The organism is Aliidiomarina sp., from assembly GCF_022565475.1.
Lineage (GTDB): Bacteria > Pseudomonadota > Gammaproteobacteria > Enterobacterales > Alteromonadaceae > Aliidiomarina.
In genome coordinates, this window is the sequence record NZ_JAIUMR010000009.1 from 85,498 (window position 1) to 102,565 (window position 17,068).

A 17,068-nucleotide genomic window follows, 5' to 3' on the forward strand; every position below is an offset into this window, starting at 1 on the left:
TAAAACACGACAATAAATATAACAAAAACGCATAGGAATTCGAAAAGCCATGTCTGAAGTGAATAGTCCTCTCTGGCAACCCAGTGCCGCACAAATAGAAAACGCGCAAATGACCCAGTTCATGCGCAAGGTCGAAGACCAATTTGGGCTCGCATTTGCAGGTGATTACCACGCATTTTATGACTGGTCTGTGACCCACAAAACTGACTTCTGGTCATTGCTTTGGGACGAATTCAATGTGCTTGGTAGCAAGGGTACAACGATTCTATCGCAAGCAGAACAAATGCCGGGTGCCCAGTGGTTCCCGCAAGCCAGGTTAAACTTCGCCGAAAATCTTTTGCGTTATCGCGATGACCGCCCGGCACTGGTGTTCACCAACGAGCTTGGCCAACGCCGCGAAATAACCTATGCAGCGCTCTATCTCGAAACTGCACAACTCGCTGCCAGTTTGCGGGCCGTTGGCGTCAGCGCCGGTGATCGTGTTGCGGGTATGCTGCCCAACTGCATTGAAACCATCATTGCCATGCTTGCAACCACTAGCCTTGGCGCTGTGTGGTCGAGCTGCTCACCTGACTTTGGAGTGCAAGGTGTGCTGGATCGCTTCGGCCAAGTTGAACCAAAAGTATTATTCACCGTTGATGGCTACTTTTACAACGGCAAAACGCTCGACATCAGCAGCAAAGTCCGCGACATTTTGGCTGATTTACCGTCCGTACAAACCCATATTGAAATCAACTTCGCGGCAATCAATGACGCCGCTGTTACCTTGCCTGATCGTATTCGCTGGCAAGATTTTCTCGATCCACAGGCGACTGAACTTGAATTTGTCCAGCGCCGCTTTAATGATCCGCTCTACATTATGTTCAGTTCGGGGACCACCGGCGTGCCTAAGTGTATTGTCCATGGCATTGGCGGCACCTTACTGCAGCATCTCAAAGAGCATGCCCTACACACCGATTTACGCCGCAGCGACACACTCTTTTATTTCACCACCTGCGGGTGGATGATGTGGAACTGGCTAGTGTCTGGTCTTGCCATTGGCGCACGGTTAGCGCTCTTCGACGGCTCACCGTTTTACCCAACACCGGCAGCCATGCCCGATCTCATCGACAAAGAAGGCATTACCGTCTTTGGCACCAGCGCTAAGTACTTAGCCGCATTGGAAAAAGCGGGCGAGACACCGCGGAAGAGTCATAATCTCAGCACCTTGCGCACTATTCTAACCACCGGCTCGGTACTCGCACCGGAAAGCTTTGAATACGTCTACCGCGACATCAAAACCGATCTGTGCTTAAGCTCGATTTCTGGCGGCACCGATATTATCTCCTGCTTCGCCTTGGGTAACCCAATTTTGCCCGTGTATCGCGGCCAATTGCAGTGTCGCGGCCTAGCCTTAGCGGTCAATGTTTACAACGACAGCGGCGAACCCGTGCGTGGCGAAAAAGGCGAGTTGGTCTGCGAACAAACCTTCCCGTGCATGCCGATCGGCTTTTGGAACGACGAAGACGGCAGCCGATATCACAGTGCTTACTTTGACCGCTTCGCGAACATCTGGGCGCATGGTGATTACGCTGAGCTCACAGCTGAAAATGGGGTGATTATCTATGGCCGTTCGGATGCTGTGCTCAACCCCGGTGGCGTACGTATCGGCACGGCTGAAATTTATCGGCAAGTGGAGAAAGTTGACGCTGTGTTAGAAAGCATTGCGGTTGGACAACACTGGCAAGACGACGAACGTATTGTGTTATTCGTAAAACTACGTGACGGTATTGAATTGGATGACACCCTGCGCACGGAAATTAAGCAGATTATTCGAGCGAATGCGACACCACGCCACGTACCGGCAATTATTGCGCAAGTTCCCGATATTCCGCGCACTATTAGTGGTAAAATAGTGGAAGTTGCCGTTCGTCAGGTTATTCATAACGAAACCGTTAAAAATACGGATGCACTGGCAAATCCAGAAGCCTTAGACTATTTCCGAGATCGAAGAGAATTACAGGCATAAAAGCAAAATAGCTTCTCGAGAATACGTGGTAGCCGGGTTTGGATAGGTTTCATTACTGAGATGGAACTAGCTTATTTTCAGTTAGTTAGCAGTAGACAATAGAAACTTATTCAGGCAAGGTTGTATAGATAATAAGAATAAGCAAATACTCGGGTGCACATGCGCAAATCTCAGCGGCATCGCCATGCGATCAGAGCAGGAATTCTCGGGGTCATCATTACGCTAACGATGACCTTCGCTTTGCGTATTCTCGATAACCAGTCAGTAGAGCAGCAGCTCGGTCAAGAACTTACCCAATTACAATTAGAAATTCGCCGTGAATTACAGTTACATCTCTTTGGTTTTAATTGGATTACGACCAACGAAGCAAACGGCCAAAATTGGTTACAACAAGGCCCGGAAATTATCGACTACTACAGTCATTTTCAGCGCGTACTTTGGATTAATAACGACGGCCTGATTACTGATAGTCACCCGCGTTATGAGCAACCAACGTCTGTTTCGGAAACCACGTTGAGTTGGCTGCCACGCTTTAATCATGGCATTCGCTATCTAATCCCAGCCGATTCTTTAGGTCAACATCCAGCAGACTTGTTACTGGTGATTCCACAACAACAACGACAACCAACCGGTTATTACGCAGCCTTACTCAGTATGCGTCAGCTCTTCGATTTCATCAGTCATACCCACCTGCCCGCGAACACTGAATTCCAAGTCTCACGCATTGACGACGACGCCATTTTGTTCCGCCAAGTCAATAGTCAGCAGTTACGTGAAAAATGGGGACATAGCCAACCCTTTCAGCTCTTTGGTGAAACATGGCAATTTGAACTGTGGCCTTCACCACAGCGTTTAGCGCAGTTGCAAAGTAATCTGCCATTGATCGTATTTATTTCCGGTTTGCTGGTGACCTGTCTGCTGACGTTTGTGCTCTATTTACTCGGTGTCAGTCGTGTCCGGGAAACCATGTTGCAAGAAGCCAATCGCGAACTTTACGACGAGATTGAAGAACGGGAAAAAGTCGAGCAACGCATCGCCTACTTGGCTGAACATGACTCCTTAACCGGGCTCGCGAATCGTAATGCCATCTTGGCGCAATTAGAACAGCATCTACAGATTAAACGCGCCAATGCCAAGCATATTGGTGTGATGATGATCGATCTCGACCATTTTAAGGAAGTTAACGACACTTTGGGTCATAACATTGGTAACTTATTGCTCAAGCAAGTGGCAAAACGGCTTGCGCAATTGCCAGCAGGCCCATCGGTGATTGCTCGCCTCGGTGGCGACGAATTTGCGATCTTGTTACCAGCGGTGCACAGCCAATATGATCTTGAAAAGTTTGCCGAGGAGATCATAGAGGCGCTCGATACGCACTTTGATGTCGAAGGCTACGAAATTTTTGTCACCTGTAGCGTTGGTATCTCGTTGACGCAAACCGGTGAAGAGGACGGTGAAACACTCATGCGTCACGCTGACACGGCCTTGCATCGGGCAAAACAACGTGGCCGCAACACATGGCATGTTTATAGCCAAGAATTACATGACGAACTTTCGAACCGACTTGAGCTGTCAAAACGCTTGCGTTTTGCCATCGAGAAGGAAAATTTAACGCTGTTTTATCAACCGCAAGTTGACATGACGACACGGAAAATTATTGGCGTCGAAGTGCTACTGCGTTGGATTGAAGATGACGGCACCATGATCAGTCCAGATCAATTTATTCCTATTGCTGAAGACTCTGGTTTAATCATTCCGATCTCAGAATTTGTCTTGCAAGAGGCCTGTCGGCAGCTCGCACGATGGCGCAATATGGGGCTCACCGATTTACGGATTTCGGTGAATTTGTCGGGTCGCCAGTTCCAAGTTCCTGACCTTACCAATCAAATTCTTTATGCGATCCGCAGTGCTGGCGTACCTTCGTCTTATGTCGAGTTAGAACTAACAGAACAAGTGCTCATTGAGAACAGTCAAAGTCATACCAAGTTTATGCAAGAGATGCGTGACAACGGCATTACCCTGGCGATTGATGACTTTGGCGTTGGCTATAGCTCGCTCAGTTATCTCAAACACTTCCCCATTAACGCCCTGAAAATCGATCGCTCCTTTGTCAAAGACCTCCCCGACGACAAAGACGACGCGACCATTACCAACACGATTATTAGCCTCGCTCACAACCTCGATATTGGTCTCGTGGCCGAAGGCGTTGAAAATCAAGAGCAAGCAGACTTCCTGATCGAGCGCGGGTGTACGATCGCTCAAGGCTTTTTCTACAGTAGACCGCTTCCGGCGGATGAAATTACTAAACTTTTGACACAGTCAAACGGCGTAATTCCTGCTAAAATCGGTTAAAATCGAATAAATTTCTCAATCTTAATCTGTCTTTTCAGTTGTAAGGAGTATCCGCGATGGCGAACCATGAAGTGGAACGCGAAAGTATGGAGTTTGATGTCCTCATTGTAGGCGCAGGCCCTGCAGGACTCAGTACTGCCTGTAAACTCGCTCAGCTTAATCAAGAGCAAGGTGGTGACCTGCAAATTTGTGTGATCGAAAAAGGTTCTGAAGTCGGCGCGCATATTCTGTCTGGGGCTGTTTTTGAGCCACGCGCATTAACCGAGTTATTTCCGGATTGGCAAGAACGCGGTGCGCCATTAACCACCGCGGTGAAACGTGATGATATTTTCATGTTCAAAAATGCTGATCAAGCCAGCAAATTGCCGAATTTTATGGTTCCGAAAACCTTCCATAACGACGGCAACTATATTGTCAGCATGGGTAATGTTAGCCGTTGGTTAGCGAGCCAAGCAGAAGAGCTCGGTGTCGAAGTCTTCCCTGGCTTTGCTGCGGCTGAAGTCATTTATGATGAAAATAACGCGGTTGCTGGTGTGATTACCGGCGATATGGGCGTTGGTATGGATGGCAAGCCAAAAGACGAATACATGCCGGGCATGGAATTGCGGGCGAAATACACTGTCTTCGCCGAAGGCTGTCGCGGTCACTTGGGTAAAGAGCTTATTCAACATTATCAGCTCGACAAAGACAGCACTGCCCAACATTATGCGATTGGTTTTAAAGAAATCTGGGACGTTCCAGCTGAACAACACGAAGAAGGCGTCGTCGTTCACAGCGCCGGATGGCCACTAAAAGATCACGCGTCGGGTGGCGGATACATGTATCACGCTGAGGGCGGACAGGTGTTTGTCGGTTTAATTATCGATTTGAATTACACCAATCCAAACTTAAACCCATTTGCCGAATTCCAGCGCTTTAAGCACCACCCAGAGATCCGCAAAGTGCTCGAAAACGGCAAACGAGTCAGCTATGGTGCGCGCGCCATCGCCAAAGGTGGTTTCTATTCGCTACCGAAGATGACTATGCCCGGTGCCATTCTCGTGGGTTGTGACGCAGGTACCCTCAACTTTGCAAAAATCAAAGGTAATCACACCGCCATGAAGAGTGGTTTATTAGCTGCAGAAACTTTATTTACTGCATTGCAAGCAAATAAATCAGGCGCGGATTTAACCGAATATACCGAGGCATTTAAACAGTCTTGGTTATACGACGAACTCTATCGTTCGCGTAACTTTGGCCCTGCCGTACACAAGTTTGGAATGTGGCTTGGTGGTGCCTACAATACCCTCGATCAGAACTACTTTGGAGGCAAACTCCCCTTTACACTGAAGGATGTCACTCCTGATCATGAGGGGATGCAACTTGCATCTGATGCGGCTGTAATTGATTATCCAAAGCCTGACAATAAACTATCCTTCGACCGCAACTCATCGGTTTATTTATCCAATACCAACCATGAAGAAGATCAGCCGTGTCATTTACAATTAAAAGACCCAGCCATTCCGATTCAGGTGAATTTAGCCAAGTATAATGAGCCAGCCCAACGTTATTGCCCGGCTGGCGTATACGAAGTAGTCACCAGTGATAGCGGCGAAAAACGTTTCCAAATTAATGCACAAAACTGCATTCATTGTAAAACTTGTGATATTAAAGACCCGAGTCAAAATATCCGCTGGGTAACGCCGGAAGGAACGGGTGGACCAAACTATCCGAACATGTAATCAAACTGACTTTATTTAAATTAAAAAAGCCAACGTTTTATAAATGTTGGCTTTTTTCTTTTTAATAGATGTCGATTATTATTAGTTTTGTAAGTATTTGGCTAATTCATTTCGAAAAACATTGTGAGCAAGTAGACGCTTCGTTTACTATAACGTCATTAAATACTAGTTTAGGTATTTAAATAAAGAGTGTAAGGGAGTACGTCAATTAACAATTCATATTTAACGTATTAACGACAGGAATATCCATGCAAGAATTTACCGACATCCTCACCCACGCTCGCCGCCTAAATGCTGCAACGAAAGACTTAACGGTTGCAGAACTGGAAGATGTGGCTAGTAAATTAGCGACGGTCATCGAAAAGCGCAAAGAAGAAGAAGCGGAACTCCGCCGCGAACAACAAGAAAAGCTCGCTGAAATCGAACGCTTTCGGAAACAGCTAGAAGAAGCTGGTTTGAGCCCAGAAGATTTATTAGCAGGTGAAGTGATTGCCAGCAGCAAAACACGTAAAACACGTCAACCCAAGCCGGCAAAATATGCCTATGTGGACGCCAATGGCGAACGCAAAACTTGGACGGGCCAAGGCCGTACACCCAAGGTGATTCAGCAAGCCCTTGATAAAGGTCGAACGCTGGAAAGCTTCGAAATTTAACGGCAATAATAAAGGGAGCGAATTTCGCTCCCTTTTTCTTAGCGCATGTAATTAGCGTAATTTTACTTCGACATCACCAACACCAACGGTGGCTTCGATTTTTGCATGCCCCGTCAATGTCGCTTCGGCACTCTCACTGACAACGCGACGGCGGCTATCCACCTTGTCAGTACCCGTAATACGTGCGGCTCCAACACCTGAACTGACGTCGACTTGACCGGCGCTGTCGCGCGGTGCTGTCACCTTAATATCACCTACGCCGAGATCGGCAATAAAGTTCGAAGCTCCAATCACTGCATCAATAGCACCCACGCCTTGTTGCAATTCAATTGCAGGCACAGCCGGCAAACGAATGGTCCAAACTGCATTGACATTATTTTCTTTGTAACCCAAAGACAAGGTGTCACCGCGTTGCCAAATCTCTATATCCTGCTCACTGACGTCGGGTTTGCGCCGGAAGAACCCGCGGCCTTTCACTTCAAATTCAACGGTGACCTGGGCTTCTGTACCCTCAATCGTGCGTAATTTGATTTCGCCGACCGCATTATTAATCACAACATTTTCAATGCCACCCAAATCAAATGTATGTGAAACCTTGCCGTCCGCTGCCTGAGCTGAAGCGACAAAACTGAACGGAACTAAAGCTGCAAAAGCTGTAATAGCAGCGTAACTCGCTAAACGATTAATCGTCATGGTCATTTCCCTCTTTGATGCATGTGAAGTCGCTCTGCTGTCGACTTCAAATCAGTTAATTACTCCGTTTTAGTTAAGCAATTCTTAGGCCAAATCTGTTATATCGTTGTTTTTAAATGATTTTTTTAATTTCGGCAGACCATCAAAGAAATCAAAACATAGCGAATACCATCGAATTATGGTCAAATACACAAAGTTTTCCAGTAGATTGACGAAAGGAGAATTCGCGGTGAGTGAACACGTATCTGAGCAGCAATGGACCATCGAGCCGATCGGTTATATCCGCTCCCCCTATCGTCAAAAGTTTGCGATTCCACGACAACCTGGCTTGGTGAAAAGCGCCATTGGCAGCATTGAATTGGTTGCACCTTTTGATCATCCAGACTGCTTGCGCGGTATCGAAGACTTTAGTCACCTCTGGCTTAGTTTTGTATTTCATGAAACCGCTGCCCAAGGATGGAAGCCACTCGTCAGGCCTCCGCGACTCGGTGGCAATGCCAAGAAAGGAGTGTTGGCAACGCGTTCGACATTTCGCCCGAATGCACTTGGCCTCTCGGTTGTCGAGCTGGTCGATGTGCAAATCAGTCCTAAGCCAAAACTGATTGTCCGTGGTTTAGACTTACTCGACGGTACCCCCATCATTGATATCAAGCCCTACCTACCCTACGCGGACGCCATCCCCAATGCGCGTGGTGGTTTTGCCGACGACCGACCGTCAACCGGAGTGACGATTGAATTTAGCGAAGCTGCAGAAGCGGGCTTGCTGCAAGCCCATGCGCATCCACACTTGCGACAGTTAATCAGCGAAGTACTCGGCCAAGATCCACGGCCGGGTTATCAACGTGAACAAAATTGGCAGAAAGAATATGGCATGCACCTCTATCACTACAACATTAAATGGCGCGTGCAAGACAATATCGCAACGGTGACACAAGTGAGCGCCGAATGAGCGCCATAAAAGACTTTGTTGCCTGCGCGCAGACTGCTAGAATGCGCGTTTATTTATCACCCCATCTGTGCGAGACATAATGACATGCGGACGAGTCAGTACCTTCTTGGAACATTAAAAGAAACGCCAGCCGATGCAGAAGTCATCAGCCATCAACTCATGCTGCGTGCCGGCATGGTGCGTAAAGTCGCCTCTGGCCTCTACACGTGGACCCCTACAGGTCTGAAGGTATTGCGCAAGGTTGAGCAAGTGGTGCGTGAAGAAATGGAGCGCGCCGGCGCCATTGAAATTTTAATGCCGATGGTACAACCCGCAGATTTATGGGAAGAGTCTGGCCGTTGGGAAGACTACGGTCCTGAGTTGCTGCGCATTAAAGATCGCCATATGCGTGACTTCGTCCTCGGTCCAACCCACGAAGAAGTGATCTCCGAGCTCGTGCGTAAAGAAATCAGCAGCTATAAACAGTTGCCGATGAACCTGTTTCAAATGCAAACTAAATTCCGTGACGAAATTCGCCCGCGTTTTGGCGTTATGCGCTCGCGTGAATTCCTGATGAAAGATGCCTATTCATTTCATACGTCGCAGGCGTCTTTAGAAACAACCTATCAGGCGATGTACGACGCCTATTGCAACATTTTCACTCGCCTCGGCCTCGATTTCCGCCCCGTTATCGCCGACACGGGTTCGATTGGTGGCAGCGTGTCGCACGAGTTCCATGTGCTCGCGGGGTCTGGTGAAGACGACATCGCATTCTCCGACAGCTCCGACTACGCCGCCAACGTTGAGCTAGCCGAAGCCATTGCCAGTGCATCTGCACCCGCTGCGGCAACGGCTGAAATGACCAAAATAGCTACACCTGACGCAAAAACCATTAAAGCCTTGGTTGAACAATTTGCTATGGTCATCGAGAAAACCGTCAAAACTCTGATTGTTCACGCGGCAGCAAGTGACGATCCAACTGCACCGAAATTCGTTGCTCTGTTAGTGCGTGGTGACCATGAGCTCAACGAAATCAAAGCAGCGAAGCACCCTGCTGTTGCCTCGCCGTTGGTGTTTGCGAGTGACGAAGAAATTCGCGCTACTATCGGTGCTGGTCCGGGTTCGTTAGGCCCCGTTGGGTTGAATATTCCCTGCATTGTCGATCGCAGCGTTGCAGTCATGAGCGACTTTGCCGCCGGCGCCAATGAAGATGGCTTCCACTTCTTTAATATTAATTGGCAACGTGATGCCAACTACACGGAAATTGCTGACTTACGCAATGTCAAAGCCGGTGACCCCAGCCCCGATGGCAACGGCACTTTGAGTATCGCTCGTGGTATCGAGGTCGGTCACATTTTCCAACTTGGCACCAAGTACAGCGATGCCATGAAAGTGGGTGTACTGAACGAAGAAGGTAAACATCAAACCCTCATTATGGGTTGTTACGGTATCGGTGTATCTCGCATCGTTGCCGCTGCGATTGAGCAAAATCATGACGACAACGGCATTATTTGGCCGGCGGCCATGGCACCATTCCAAGTGGTCGTGCTACCCATGAACATGCACAAATCGGCACGCGTCCAAGAGGTTGCAGAATCGCTTTATGCGGACCTGAAGGCCGCTGGCATTGAGGTCTTATTTGACGATCGCAAAGAACGTCCGGGCGTTATGTTTGCCGATATGGAATTAATCGGTATTCCGCATACGATTGTCATCGGTGAGCGCAACCTTGATGAACAAGCCGTTGAGTATAAGAACCGTCGCACGGGTGAGAAAGAAAAGCTCGCAATTGCTGACGTGGTTCAGTTTATTCAAAGCCTTCAATAGGTTTTGTGGTTCATAGTAAAAAGCGAGTCTGCGGTGTGCGCATGACTCGCTTTTCTAATGAACAGAATTGGTAATTCTAGCGATCTTCACCAGCTAATGGGTCAACGTAATGCAGGTGCATGTCCCAAGGAAAGTGAATCCACGTTTCTTGTCCCACTTCGCCCTCATATTCATCAACCAGCGGCATCCCTTCCGGCTTTGCATACACGGTAATAAATTTTGCTTTCGGCAAACGTTGACGTAAAAAGCGCAACGTGTTGCCGGTATCGACTAAATCGTCGACCACTAAAAATCCTTCACCGTCACTCGTTGCAGTTAATTGATTGAGCAGCTCTGGCTCCGCCGCTTGTGACTGGTGTGCATAACTCCGCACACAAGCACTTTCGACGAGGCGAATATTGAGTTCGCGAGCGATAATCGCTCCCGGCACTAAGCCACCGCGACTGACGGCAATAATCCCTCGCCATTGTTCGGCAGGCAACTGTCGGCGCGCTAATTCACGAGTCGCACGATGCAACTCTTCCCAGGAAACGAAATATTCTTGATGGTCGTGCAATCCCATGCTTGCTCCTTTTGTGCTAGCATTCTGTTTTTAATTGCAAGTTAGTATACCATCATATAACTGCTTCTTTTTGATTGGAAACAAACAGGAAAAAATAATATGCCACGTGCAATCATCATCGACAGCAAAGGCGGCCAATACGACGTTGACGTTGAAGTCGGACAAAATCTAATGGAAGCGGCCACGGATCAAGGGATCGATGGCATTATTGGTGAGTGCGGTGGCGTCATGTCTTGCGCCACCTGCCATGTTTATGTTGATCCTGAATGGTTCGACAAACTGCCGCCAGTCGGTGACATTGAAGAAAGTATGTTGGACGTTGCCCGCGATCCGCAAGACAACAGCCGTTTAAGCTGCCAGATTGAAATGACAGATGAGCTCGATGGCTTGATCGTGCGCCTACCGGTTAGTCAGTTTTAACCCTAGATCGCTGCGATCGCCATAAATGTGCGATCGTGATAGCCGGTGATCACTGGAATAAATCCGCTCAACGCTTGATCGAGTTCACGATCACCGGTGTCGACCCGCAAGGGGCGACCATCGAGTTGCTGTAGTTTGCGTTTGCTCGCAACGACAATGAAGCGCTCGCGGCCAACGGCACGCAACACCGCTGGCGTTAACTGCTGATTACCGCGACCGAACAGATGTCCTTGACCGCCAATCAGCGTAACCACTAAATACACAGCGCGGCCTGCATTCACCGCTTCGTCGACTAAGCCTTCCAGCTGCGACCCAATGACGTCCCGCGCAACAATCGTTTGATTTTGAATGACATCGACGCCTAACAAGGTATTCGGCAGGCTAAGTTCTTGCATAATAAACTCAACCGTTGAGCCAGAACCCATGATGTAAAGCGCATCATCGTCCATCCCTTCAATTACATCGGCGGCGATGTCCGCCAGCACCAATTCGTCGGATTCTTTGCCGCCAATTTTGACTGCTTGTAAATATTCCAGCTCGCCCGGCACCTGCATTTCGCCATAACGACGTGCGCGTACCGTCCCTTGACGAAATGCCTGTTCGTCAATATCCATCACGTCAGCGGCTCGCAGTGTGGTCAACTGCCCCTCGAGCAACTGCGCTAACACTTTACCTGCAGCTATCGGCGTAATGGCGTAAACTCCAGAGTGAATCTTAACGCCAGCGGGAATACCCAGCACAGGTAAGTTCGGCTGCTGGCTCACCGTCAGCTGAGCGCAGACATCCCGCGCGGTTCCGTCACCACCGGCAAAAATGAGTAAATCGGGTTCGGCCACGACGATCGCTGCTACGGCAGCTTGCGTGTCTTCGGCTTCAGTCTGCGCCGCTGCCGCCGTGTAAACAACCTCGTAAGTGAAACCCAAGGCCGCCAATACATCAGCGCCCATCGCACCTGCTGCAGTGACAAAACGAATCTGCTGCGCGTGGCTTTGCACCAACGCCAAGGCCTCGGTCACCCGCTGCTGGGCGCGCAACTCAGCACCTCGAGCCAGAGCTTCCGCTCGTGTTTCTGCACCATCGCTGCCCTTCAAGGCGACTGCACCACCAATCCCCGCAAACGGATTAATGACCAAACCAAAGGTGTAGATTGTTTCACTCATGCCTGCTCCTCCAGCCGCTGCTGCTCGCGTTCAAGCATCTGCGCGCCAAACCGATGGAAGTCTTCAACCTGTGGGAAATTTGTTTGATAAAACGCACACAAACGCTCGCCAAAGCGAACCGCTCGTGGAGGCCAAGAACTCGCTGCCCGTTGCAACGCGCGTTGAATCACCTGCTGAGTAAATGCCAAACGATTCGGTGGCTCACTTCCGGAGAGGTTATCAACACTAATTTCAAATTCAATGTTAGCGCATAAACTCAGCAGCCACTCCACAGCTTGCGGGGTAATCTCGACCTGTTCAAATGCCGCCTGTTGTGCAGTATTGCGGCCATCCGGTGCGTACCAATAACGAAAATCAACGAACTGACGACGCACTTTACCGGCCACACACCAATGGGCAATCTCGTGCAGTGCTGAGCGGGCGAAACCATGCGCAAAAACAATCCGATGATACGGCTGAACTTGGCGTGCAGAAATCGACGCCGGTAAATAAATGGGCTCAGCGAAGCCGGCCTGCTGACCATTAATCAGCACCGTCTGTTCAGTCGTTTGGAACTCACTATTAAACAGGCGGATCAATTGATCCGCCTGTGATTCTGTCTGCTGTGACAGACTTTGTGCTGGTTGCTGCGCAACCGTATTGGCGTTAGCCAACATACCTACTACTCATAATGTTGATACTCTAACCCTTCCTGCCACCAACGCGGTGCGGGCTCTCCCTTGAGGAAATGGTCGAAAAACTCAAGCATCTTAATGCTGTAATCGATCTTATTCGCAAAGCGCTGTAAGTGATGCGGCTCACCTTCATACTGGAGCATGACGACAGGCTTATCGAGGCGACGTAGCGCTAAATAATACTCGATTCCCTGCTCCCATGGAACCGCCTCATCTTTATCGCCGAACTGAATGAGCATCGGCGTATTGATGCGATCAGCGACAAAGACTGGCGAATTCAATAAGTAAGGTTCGAGATTCTCAAACATGCTCTCGCCAATACGACTTTGCCCAGTTTCGTATTGGAATTGACGCGCCAAGCCGGTACCCCAACGAATACCACTATATGCACTGGTCATGTTCGACACCGGAGCGCCCGACACAACTGCTGCAAAAATATCGGTTTCTGCGACTAAAAACGCCGCTTGATAACCCGACCAGCTGTGACCGTGCAAACCCACCGCAGCTGGATCGGCAACACCCATGTCGATGATTTTTTCAATTGCAGGCACTAACGACTCGGTCGCACTTGGACCCGGAGCACCGATGCGGAAATGAACGTCCGGTAAGAACACGACATAATCTTGGCCCAAGTAAAACGGGAAGTTAGGTCGATGATTAACGCGCATTTGATTCCATTGATAGAGGCGTTGGGAGAACTTCTCATAGAAGTAGACCATCACTGGGTAACGTTTATTTGGATCATAGTTATCCGGCTTGATCAGAACGCCCTGCAAGGGTTCACCGCGCGTTGATTCCCATTCAACGAGTTCGGCGTTGCCCCAGATAAATTCCTGCCACTGCGGATTAACCTCAGTGAGCTGCTTGCGGCTCGCGAAGTCACGCGGTGCAATCCACAGATCAGGGAACTGGCGAAAATCTTGTTCGCTGAATAAGACAGTGTTGTAATCGTCACTATGCGCAACCAGCGAATAGGTTTTCTGGTCTTCAATGAGACGAACGAGCAACGCTTGCTGTTGATCAGCGACTTCCGAGTGATGAACTTCAAGTTGATAGAAGCCCGAATGTTTCAGCTGTTCATGATACATCCGCAACATTACCGGCTGACTCACATCAATACCTTCCTCGGCATTGCTCATCGCCACGCGAAACTGTTGCTGCGTGTCACGTCCTACCCGGGTTAGGTTAGTCGCATCATGGTCAAGCGTAACTTGCCAAATATCATAACGATCATAAATCCAGAAGCCACTGCTGTCCGTCAGCCATCCGGCAAAACCATACGGACTTGGATCGGTCGGACGATCATTCTCTTCGTCTACCCACGACACCGGTACATCTGTAGCTAATGTGCGAATTGAACCATCACGCGCATCGAACAACTGAATTTGGCTATTCGCCATGAACGCAACAAATTGGCCATTCGGTGAAAGGAGCCCACGTTGACTCGATGGCAACCGCTCAGCGATGCGCTGACGCTCGCCCGTGGCAAGATTGACCCAATACAGATCATGGTAGAAACCATCCCAGGTGCGATCGCGTAAATGCGGCGCTTGGTTGCTCGCTAGAACCGCAGCTGCATTATCGCTAATCATCACATTCTCTTCAGCGTGATCACTCAGTGCGACGAGGCGACGATCAGCGAGATGCAAAACCGCAGTGGCGGTAGCCCGCTGACGCTGGCGGTGAGTTTGGCGCTGCTGGGGCATGATCATACCGTCATCACCGTGCCAAACTTGTAAGCGACGATCATCAAGCAATCGGTCTAAATTGTACAAATCTTCGGTCGATTCAGGTTTACCCCGGCCTTCCGACTTGACCGCAGGGGTGGGTCTGTGGCCAATAAACAAGCGCTCACCGTCTTCGCTCCAACGCACCGGACTATGTTCTGAGAGAATCATCTCAGGACGGTCGGTGTTGACCACCTCAGCGCCATGCCCTGCTTGCCAGAGCCACAACGCTTGCGGTGTTTCCAGTAAAGTACTGTCGACATCAGCCACTAAGAAGGCTAAGGCTTGGCCATCCGGGCTAAAGCTAAACTGACTAGCGCTCTTTTTCTCGCTGGTAATCAGGGTGCTACCGCTATGATTGCCAAGGTTGTAGAGCACAACCACATGTTCTTTTTTGCTGGTCTCATCATCTTCGTCGGCAACTTCACGCACCGAATGGAGCAGTAACCGCGAGCCTGCTTCCGCGGCTGCAACGTCAACGACGTGATTAAAGACGGTTTGCTCATTCGAATTTAAATCGAGCAAACGCAATTGCTGGCCGTGTTCACTACCGTTGTCTTTCGAATAACTCTCGCTATGTAAAAGATATAAGAATTGATCATCACCAGCAAAACCAGTCGCACTGACATGCTCAAATACGGTTTGTTCGCCAGTCGCGGTATTCAGCAAAACTGCGTTTTGAACTAAAGCTCGCCGTTCGTCGCGGCTTGTCGCCCGCTCACGTTCGAGCAACGTTGGCTCTTGTAAGAAAACAACATAATCGCCTTGTGTGGTAAGTTGCGGTCGCATTCCTCGTTCAACCGACCAGACCGTGCCGTCGCTGGTCCGAACCACTTGTCCTTCGCGGTCACCAAAGTCAGGATTAGCCGAAAATGCGATGATACTCAAATCATCCGTTTGCACCCGCTGCTGAATTTCACGAAACTGCATAATATCGGTCAGTTCCAATGGTCGCTGCTGCGCCTGAACAGACCCAACTTGGGGCGCTGCCAGCGGCAGTAACAGCAAAACCAAAACCATCGGCAGAATGCGCTGATAGCAGGCAGATAATAGTGTTTTCATGATCAACCCTTTGTTTTCTTATTCATTGTTCAACGATTATCGCCAATTCAGCGCACAACTACTAGCCTATTGACCGCACCGATTACGACTTCTGTCGTCCGCCTTCTCGGACATCCATGCAGCCGCAAACAGGCCAACCAAAGTTGCAGCTGCGGCTAGCAGAAACGTCTGTTCCGCACCAGCGCCTTGCTGCCATGTTAAGCCCGCCAACCAAGCACCGATAGCCCCGCCGCCGCCAAAACAAATGCTGACATAGATTGCTTGGCCGCGACTATGTTGATCGGCAGGGAAGTAACGGTGAACAAAGCGCATGGCCGCACTGTGGTGCAGCGCAAAACTAAAGGCGTGAATCAACTGAATGATCACCAACCAAACAAACGAGCTAGCAAACTGTGAGAGCAAGGCCCAACGTAGTGCCGTTACAGCTAAACAAAACATTAAAAGATAACGCACCGGATAACGCACAACGGTGCGACCGGCAACTAAGAACATCAGGACTTCGGCGGCAACACCTAAAGCGATGAGTCCACCGACAGCCATGGGCGCATAGCCGAGTTGGGTTAAATAGAGGGCGAAAAAAGCATAAAACGGCGCAAAGCTAATTTGCAGCATAAGTGTGGAGATCATAAACATCACGAATGGGCGCCGTCGAATGCGGCGCCAGAATTTCTCGTTATCAATCACTTCACTGTTGGTGCTGGTATTGCGTGGCTCCTGCAAGAGGTGAACCGCGAATAATAGCGGCAGCAAGAGAATCGCAGCGACAATCGGAAAGCTTTGCTTGCCACCCCAGGCAAGGATTTCCGCCGTAATCAGGGCGACAACAATAAAACCAATCGAGCCGCCCATGCGAATTCGACTATAAAGATGTTGTTGGGCACCAAGCGAACTAAGGGTCACGACTTCCAGCTGCGGTAGAATTGCTGACCAAAAGAAGCTAATCAAGCCGAGCAGCAAAGCGACGCTAAAATAACTTTCCAATTGTGTCAGGACCAACAACAGCAAAAGTGACGCAAACACACCAAAACGAATCAGCGGCAGCAGCTTCCCCATGCGATCACCGACGCTGGCCCAAACCGGCGGACCGATGATCCGACACAGGGTAGAAATTGCAATCAGCTCACCAATTTGGCGGGAGTCGAAGCCGAGAGCATCGAGATAGACCCCCAAGTAAGGGACCATTAAAGCGAGAACAGCAAAATAGCCGAAATAAGACCAACTTAAGCGCCGACATTGACGTTGAAAGTCAGCAGTAGACAAGGTCATGGCAATAACTCAGGT

Annotated in this window: 13 protein-coding genes; 7 read left to right on the plus strand and 6 right to left on the minus strand. The window is 49.5% G+C overall.

Annotation, left to right across the window (positions count from 1 at the left end):
- Positions 1 to 49 precede the first annotated feature (49 nt).
- The 4 genes from LAT77_RS09110 (at position 50) to LAT77_RS09125 (ending at position 6,734) form a co-directional block, all read left to right on the plus strand.
- A complete protein-coding gene (locus tag LAT77_RS09110) occupies positions 50 to 2,008 on the plus strand; it encodes an acetoacetate--CoA ligase (RefSeq protein ID WP_290564253.1) in 1,959 nt (652 codons plus the stop codon).
- 159 nt (positions 2,009 to 2,167) lie between these two features.
- Complete coding sequence (locus LAT77_RS09115) at positions 2,168 to 4,360, plus strand: EAL domain-containing protein (RefSeq protein WP_290564254.1); 2,193 nt, start codon at positions 2,168 to 2,170, stop codon at positions 4,358 to 4,360.
- Between the two features lie 71 nt (positions 4,361 to 4,431).
- The gene (locus LAT77_RS09120; RefSeq protein ID WP_290564308.1) at positions 4,432 to 6,081 is read left to right on the plus strand and encodes an electron transfer flavoprotein-ubiquinone oxidoreductase; all 1,650 of its coding nucleotides are present in this window, start codon (positions 4,432 to 4,434) and stop codon (positions 6,079 to 6,081) included.
- Positions 6,082 to 6,329: 248 nt separating this feature from the next.
- Positions 6,330 to 6,734 carry an H-NS family nucleoid-associated regulatory protein gene (locus LAT77_RS09125; protein WP_290564255.1) on the plus strand — a complete coding sequence of 135 codons (405 nt, stop codon included), beginning with the start codon at positions 6,330 to 6,332 and terminating at the stop codon, positions 6,732 to 6,734.
- A gap of 51 nt (positions 6,735 to 6,785) precedes the next feature.
- Here LAT77_RS09125 and LAT77_RS09130 read toward each other — a convergent pair whose 3' ends face one another.
- On the minus strand, positions 6,786 to 7,427 hold the full coding sequence (locus LAT77_RS09130; RefSeq protein ID WP_290564256.1) for a hypothetical protein: 642 nt from the start codon (positions 7,425 to 7,427) through the stop codon (positions 6,786 to 6,788).
- Positions 7,428 to 7,656: 229 nt separating this feature from the next.
- On the opposite strand from LAT77_RS09130, the gene tsaA reads away from it, so the two are divergent.
- Positions 7,657 to 8,376 carry a tRNA (N6-threonylcarbamoyladenosine(37)-N6)-methyltransferase TrmO gene (gene tsaA / locus LAT77_RS09135; RefSeq protein ID WP_290564257.1) on the plus strand — a complete coding sequence of 240 codons (720 nt, stop codon included), beginning with the start codon at positions 7,657 to 7,659 and terminating at the stop codon, positions 8,374 to 8,376.
- Positions 8,377 to 8,460: 84 nt separating this feature from the next.
- Positions 8,461 to 10,182 carry a proline--tRNA ligase gene (locus LAT77_RS09140; RefSeq protein WP_290564258.1) on the plus strand — a complete coding sequence of 574 codons (1,722 nt, stop codon included), beginning with the start codon at positions 8,461 to 8,463 and terminating at the stop codon, positions 10,180 to 10,182.
- Positions 10,183 to 10,258: 76 nt separating this feature from the next.
- On the opposite strand, the gene gpt is transcribed toward LAT77_RS09140, so the two are convergent.
- Complete coding sequence (gpt, locus tag LAT77_RS09145) at positions 10,259 to 10,744, minus strand: xanthine phosphoribosyltransferase (protein ID WP_290564259.1); 486 nt, start codon at positions 10,742 to 10,744, stop codon at positions 10,259 to 10,261.
- 99 nt (positions 10,745 to 10,843) lie between these two features.
- Here gpt and LAT77_RS09150 point away from each other — a divergent pair, with 99 nt between their 5' ends.
- Positions 10,844 to 11,164 carry a 2Fe-2S iron-sulfur cluster-binding protein gene (locus LAT77_RS09150; RefSeq protein ID WP_290564260.1) on the plus strand — a complete coding sequence of 107 codons (321 nt, stop codon included), beginning with the start codon at positions 10,844 to 10,846 and terminating at the stop codon, positions 11,162 to 11,164.
- A 2-nt stretch (positions 11,165 to 11,166) separates the two neighbouring features.
- Here LAT77_RS09150 and LAT77_RS09155 read toward each other — a convergent pair whose 3' ends face one another.
- The 4 genes from LAT77_RS09155 to LAT77_RS09170 all read right to left on the minus strand — a co-directional run bounded on the left by LAT77_RS09155 (position 11,167) and on the right by LAT77_RS09170 (position 17,053).
- Positions 11,167 to 12,324, minus strand: a complete 1,158-nt coding sequence (locus LAT77_RS09155; protein ID WP_290564261.1) for an ATP-NAD kinase family protein — start codon at positions 12,322 to 12,324, stop codon at positions 11,167 to 11,169.
- Positions 12,321 to 12,980 (minus strand): elongation factor P hydroxylase, encoded by a 660-nt coding sequence (locus LAT77_RS09160; RefSeq protein ID WP_290564262.1) that lies wholly within the window; start codon positions 12,978 to 12,980, stop codon positions 12,321 to 12,323. Before LAT77_RS09160 ends, LAT77_RS09155 begins: the two co-directional genes overlap by 4 nt.
- Before the next feature lie 5 nt (positions 12,981 to 12,985).
- On the minus strand, positions 12,986 to 15,787 hold the full coding sequence (locus tag LAT77_RS09165) for a prolyl oligopeptidase family serine peptidase (protein ID WP_290564263.1): 2,802 nt from the start codon (positions 15,785 to 15,787) through the stop codon (positions 12,986 to 12,988).
- Between the two features lie 66 nt (positions 15,788 to 15,853).
- Positions 15,854 to 17,053, minus strand: coding sequence for an MFS transporter (locus tag LAT77_RS09170; protein WP_290564264.1), 1,200 nt, complete (start codon positions 17,051 to 17,053; stop codon positions 15,854 to 15,856).
- Between the last annotated feature and the right edge of the window lie 15 nt (positions 17,054 to 17,068).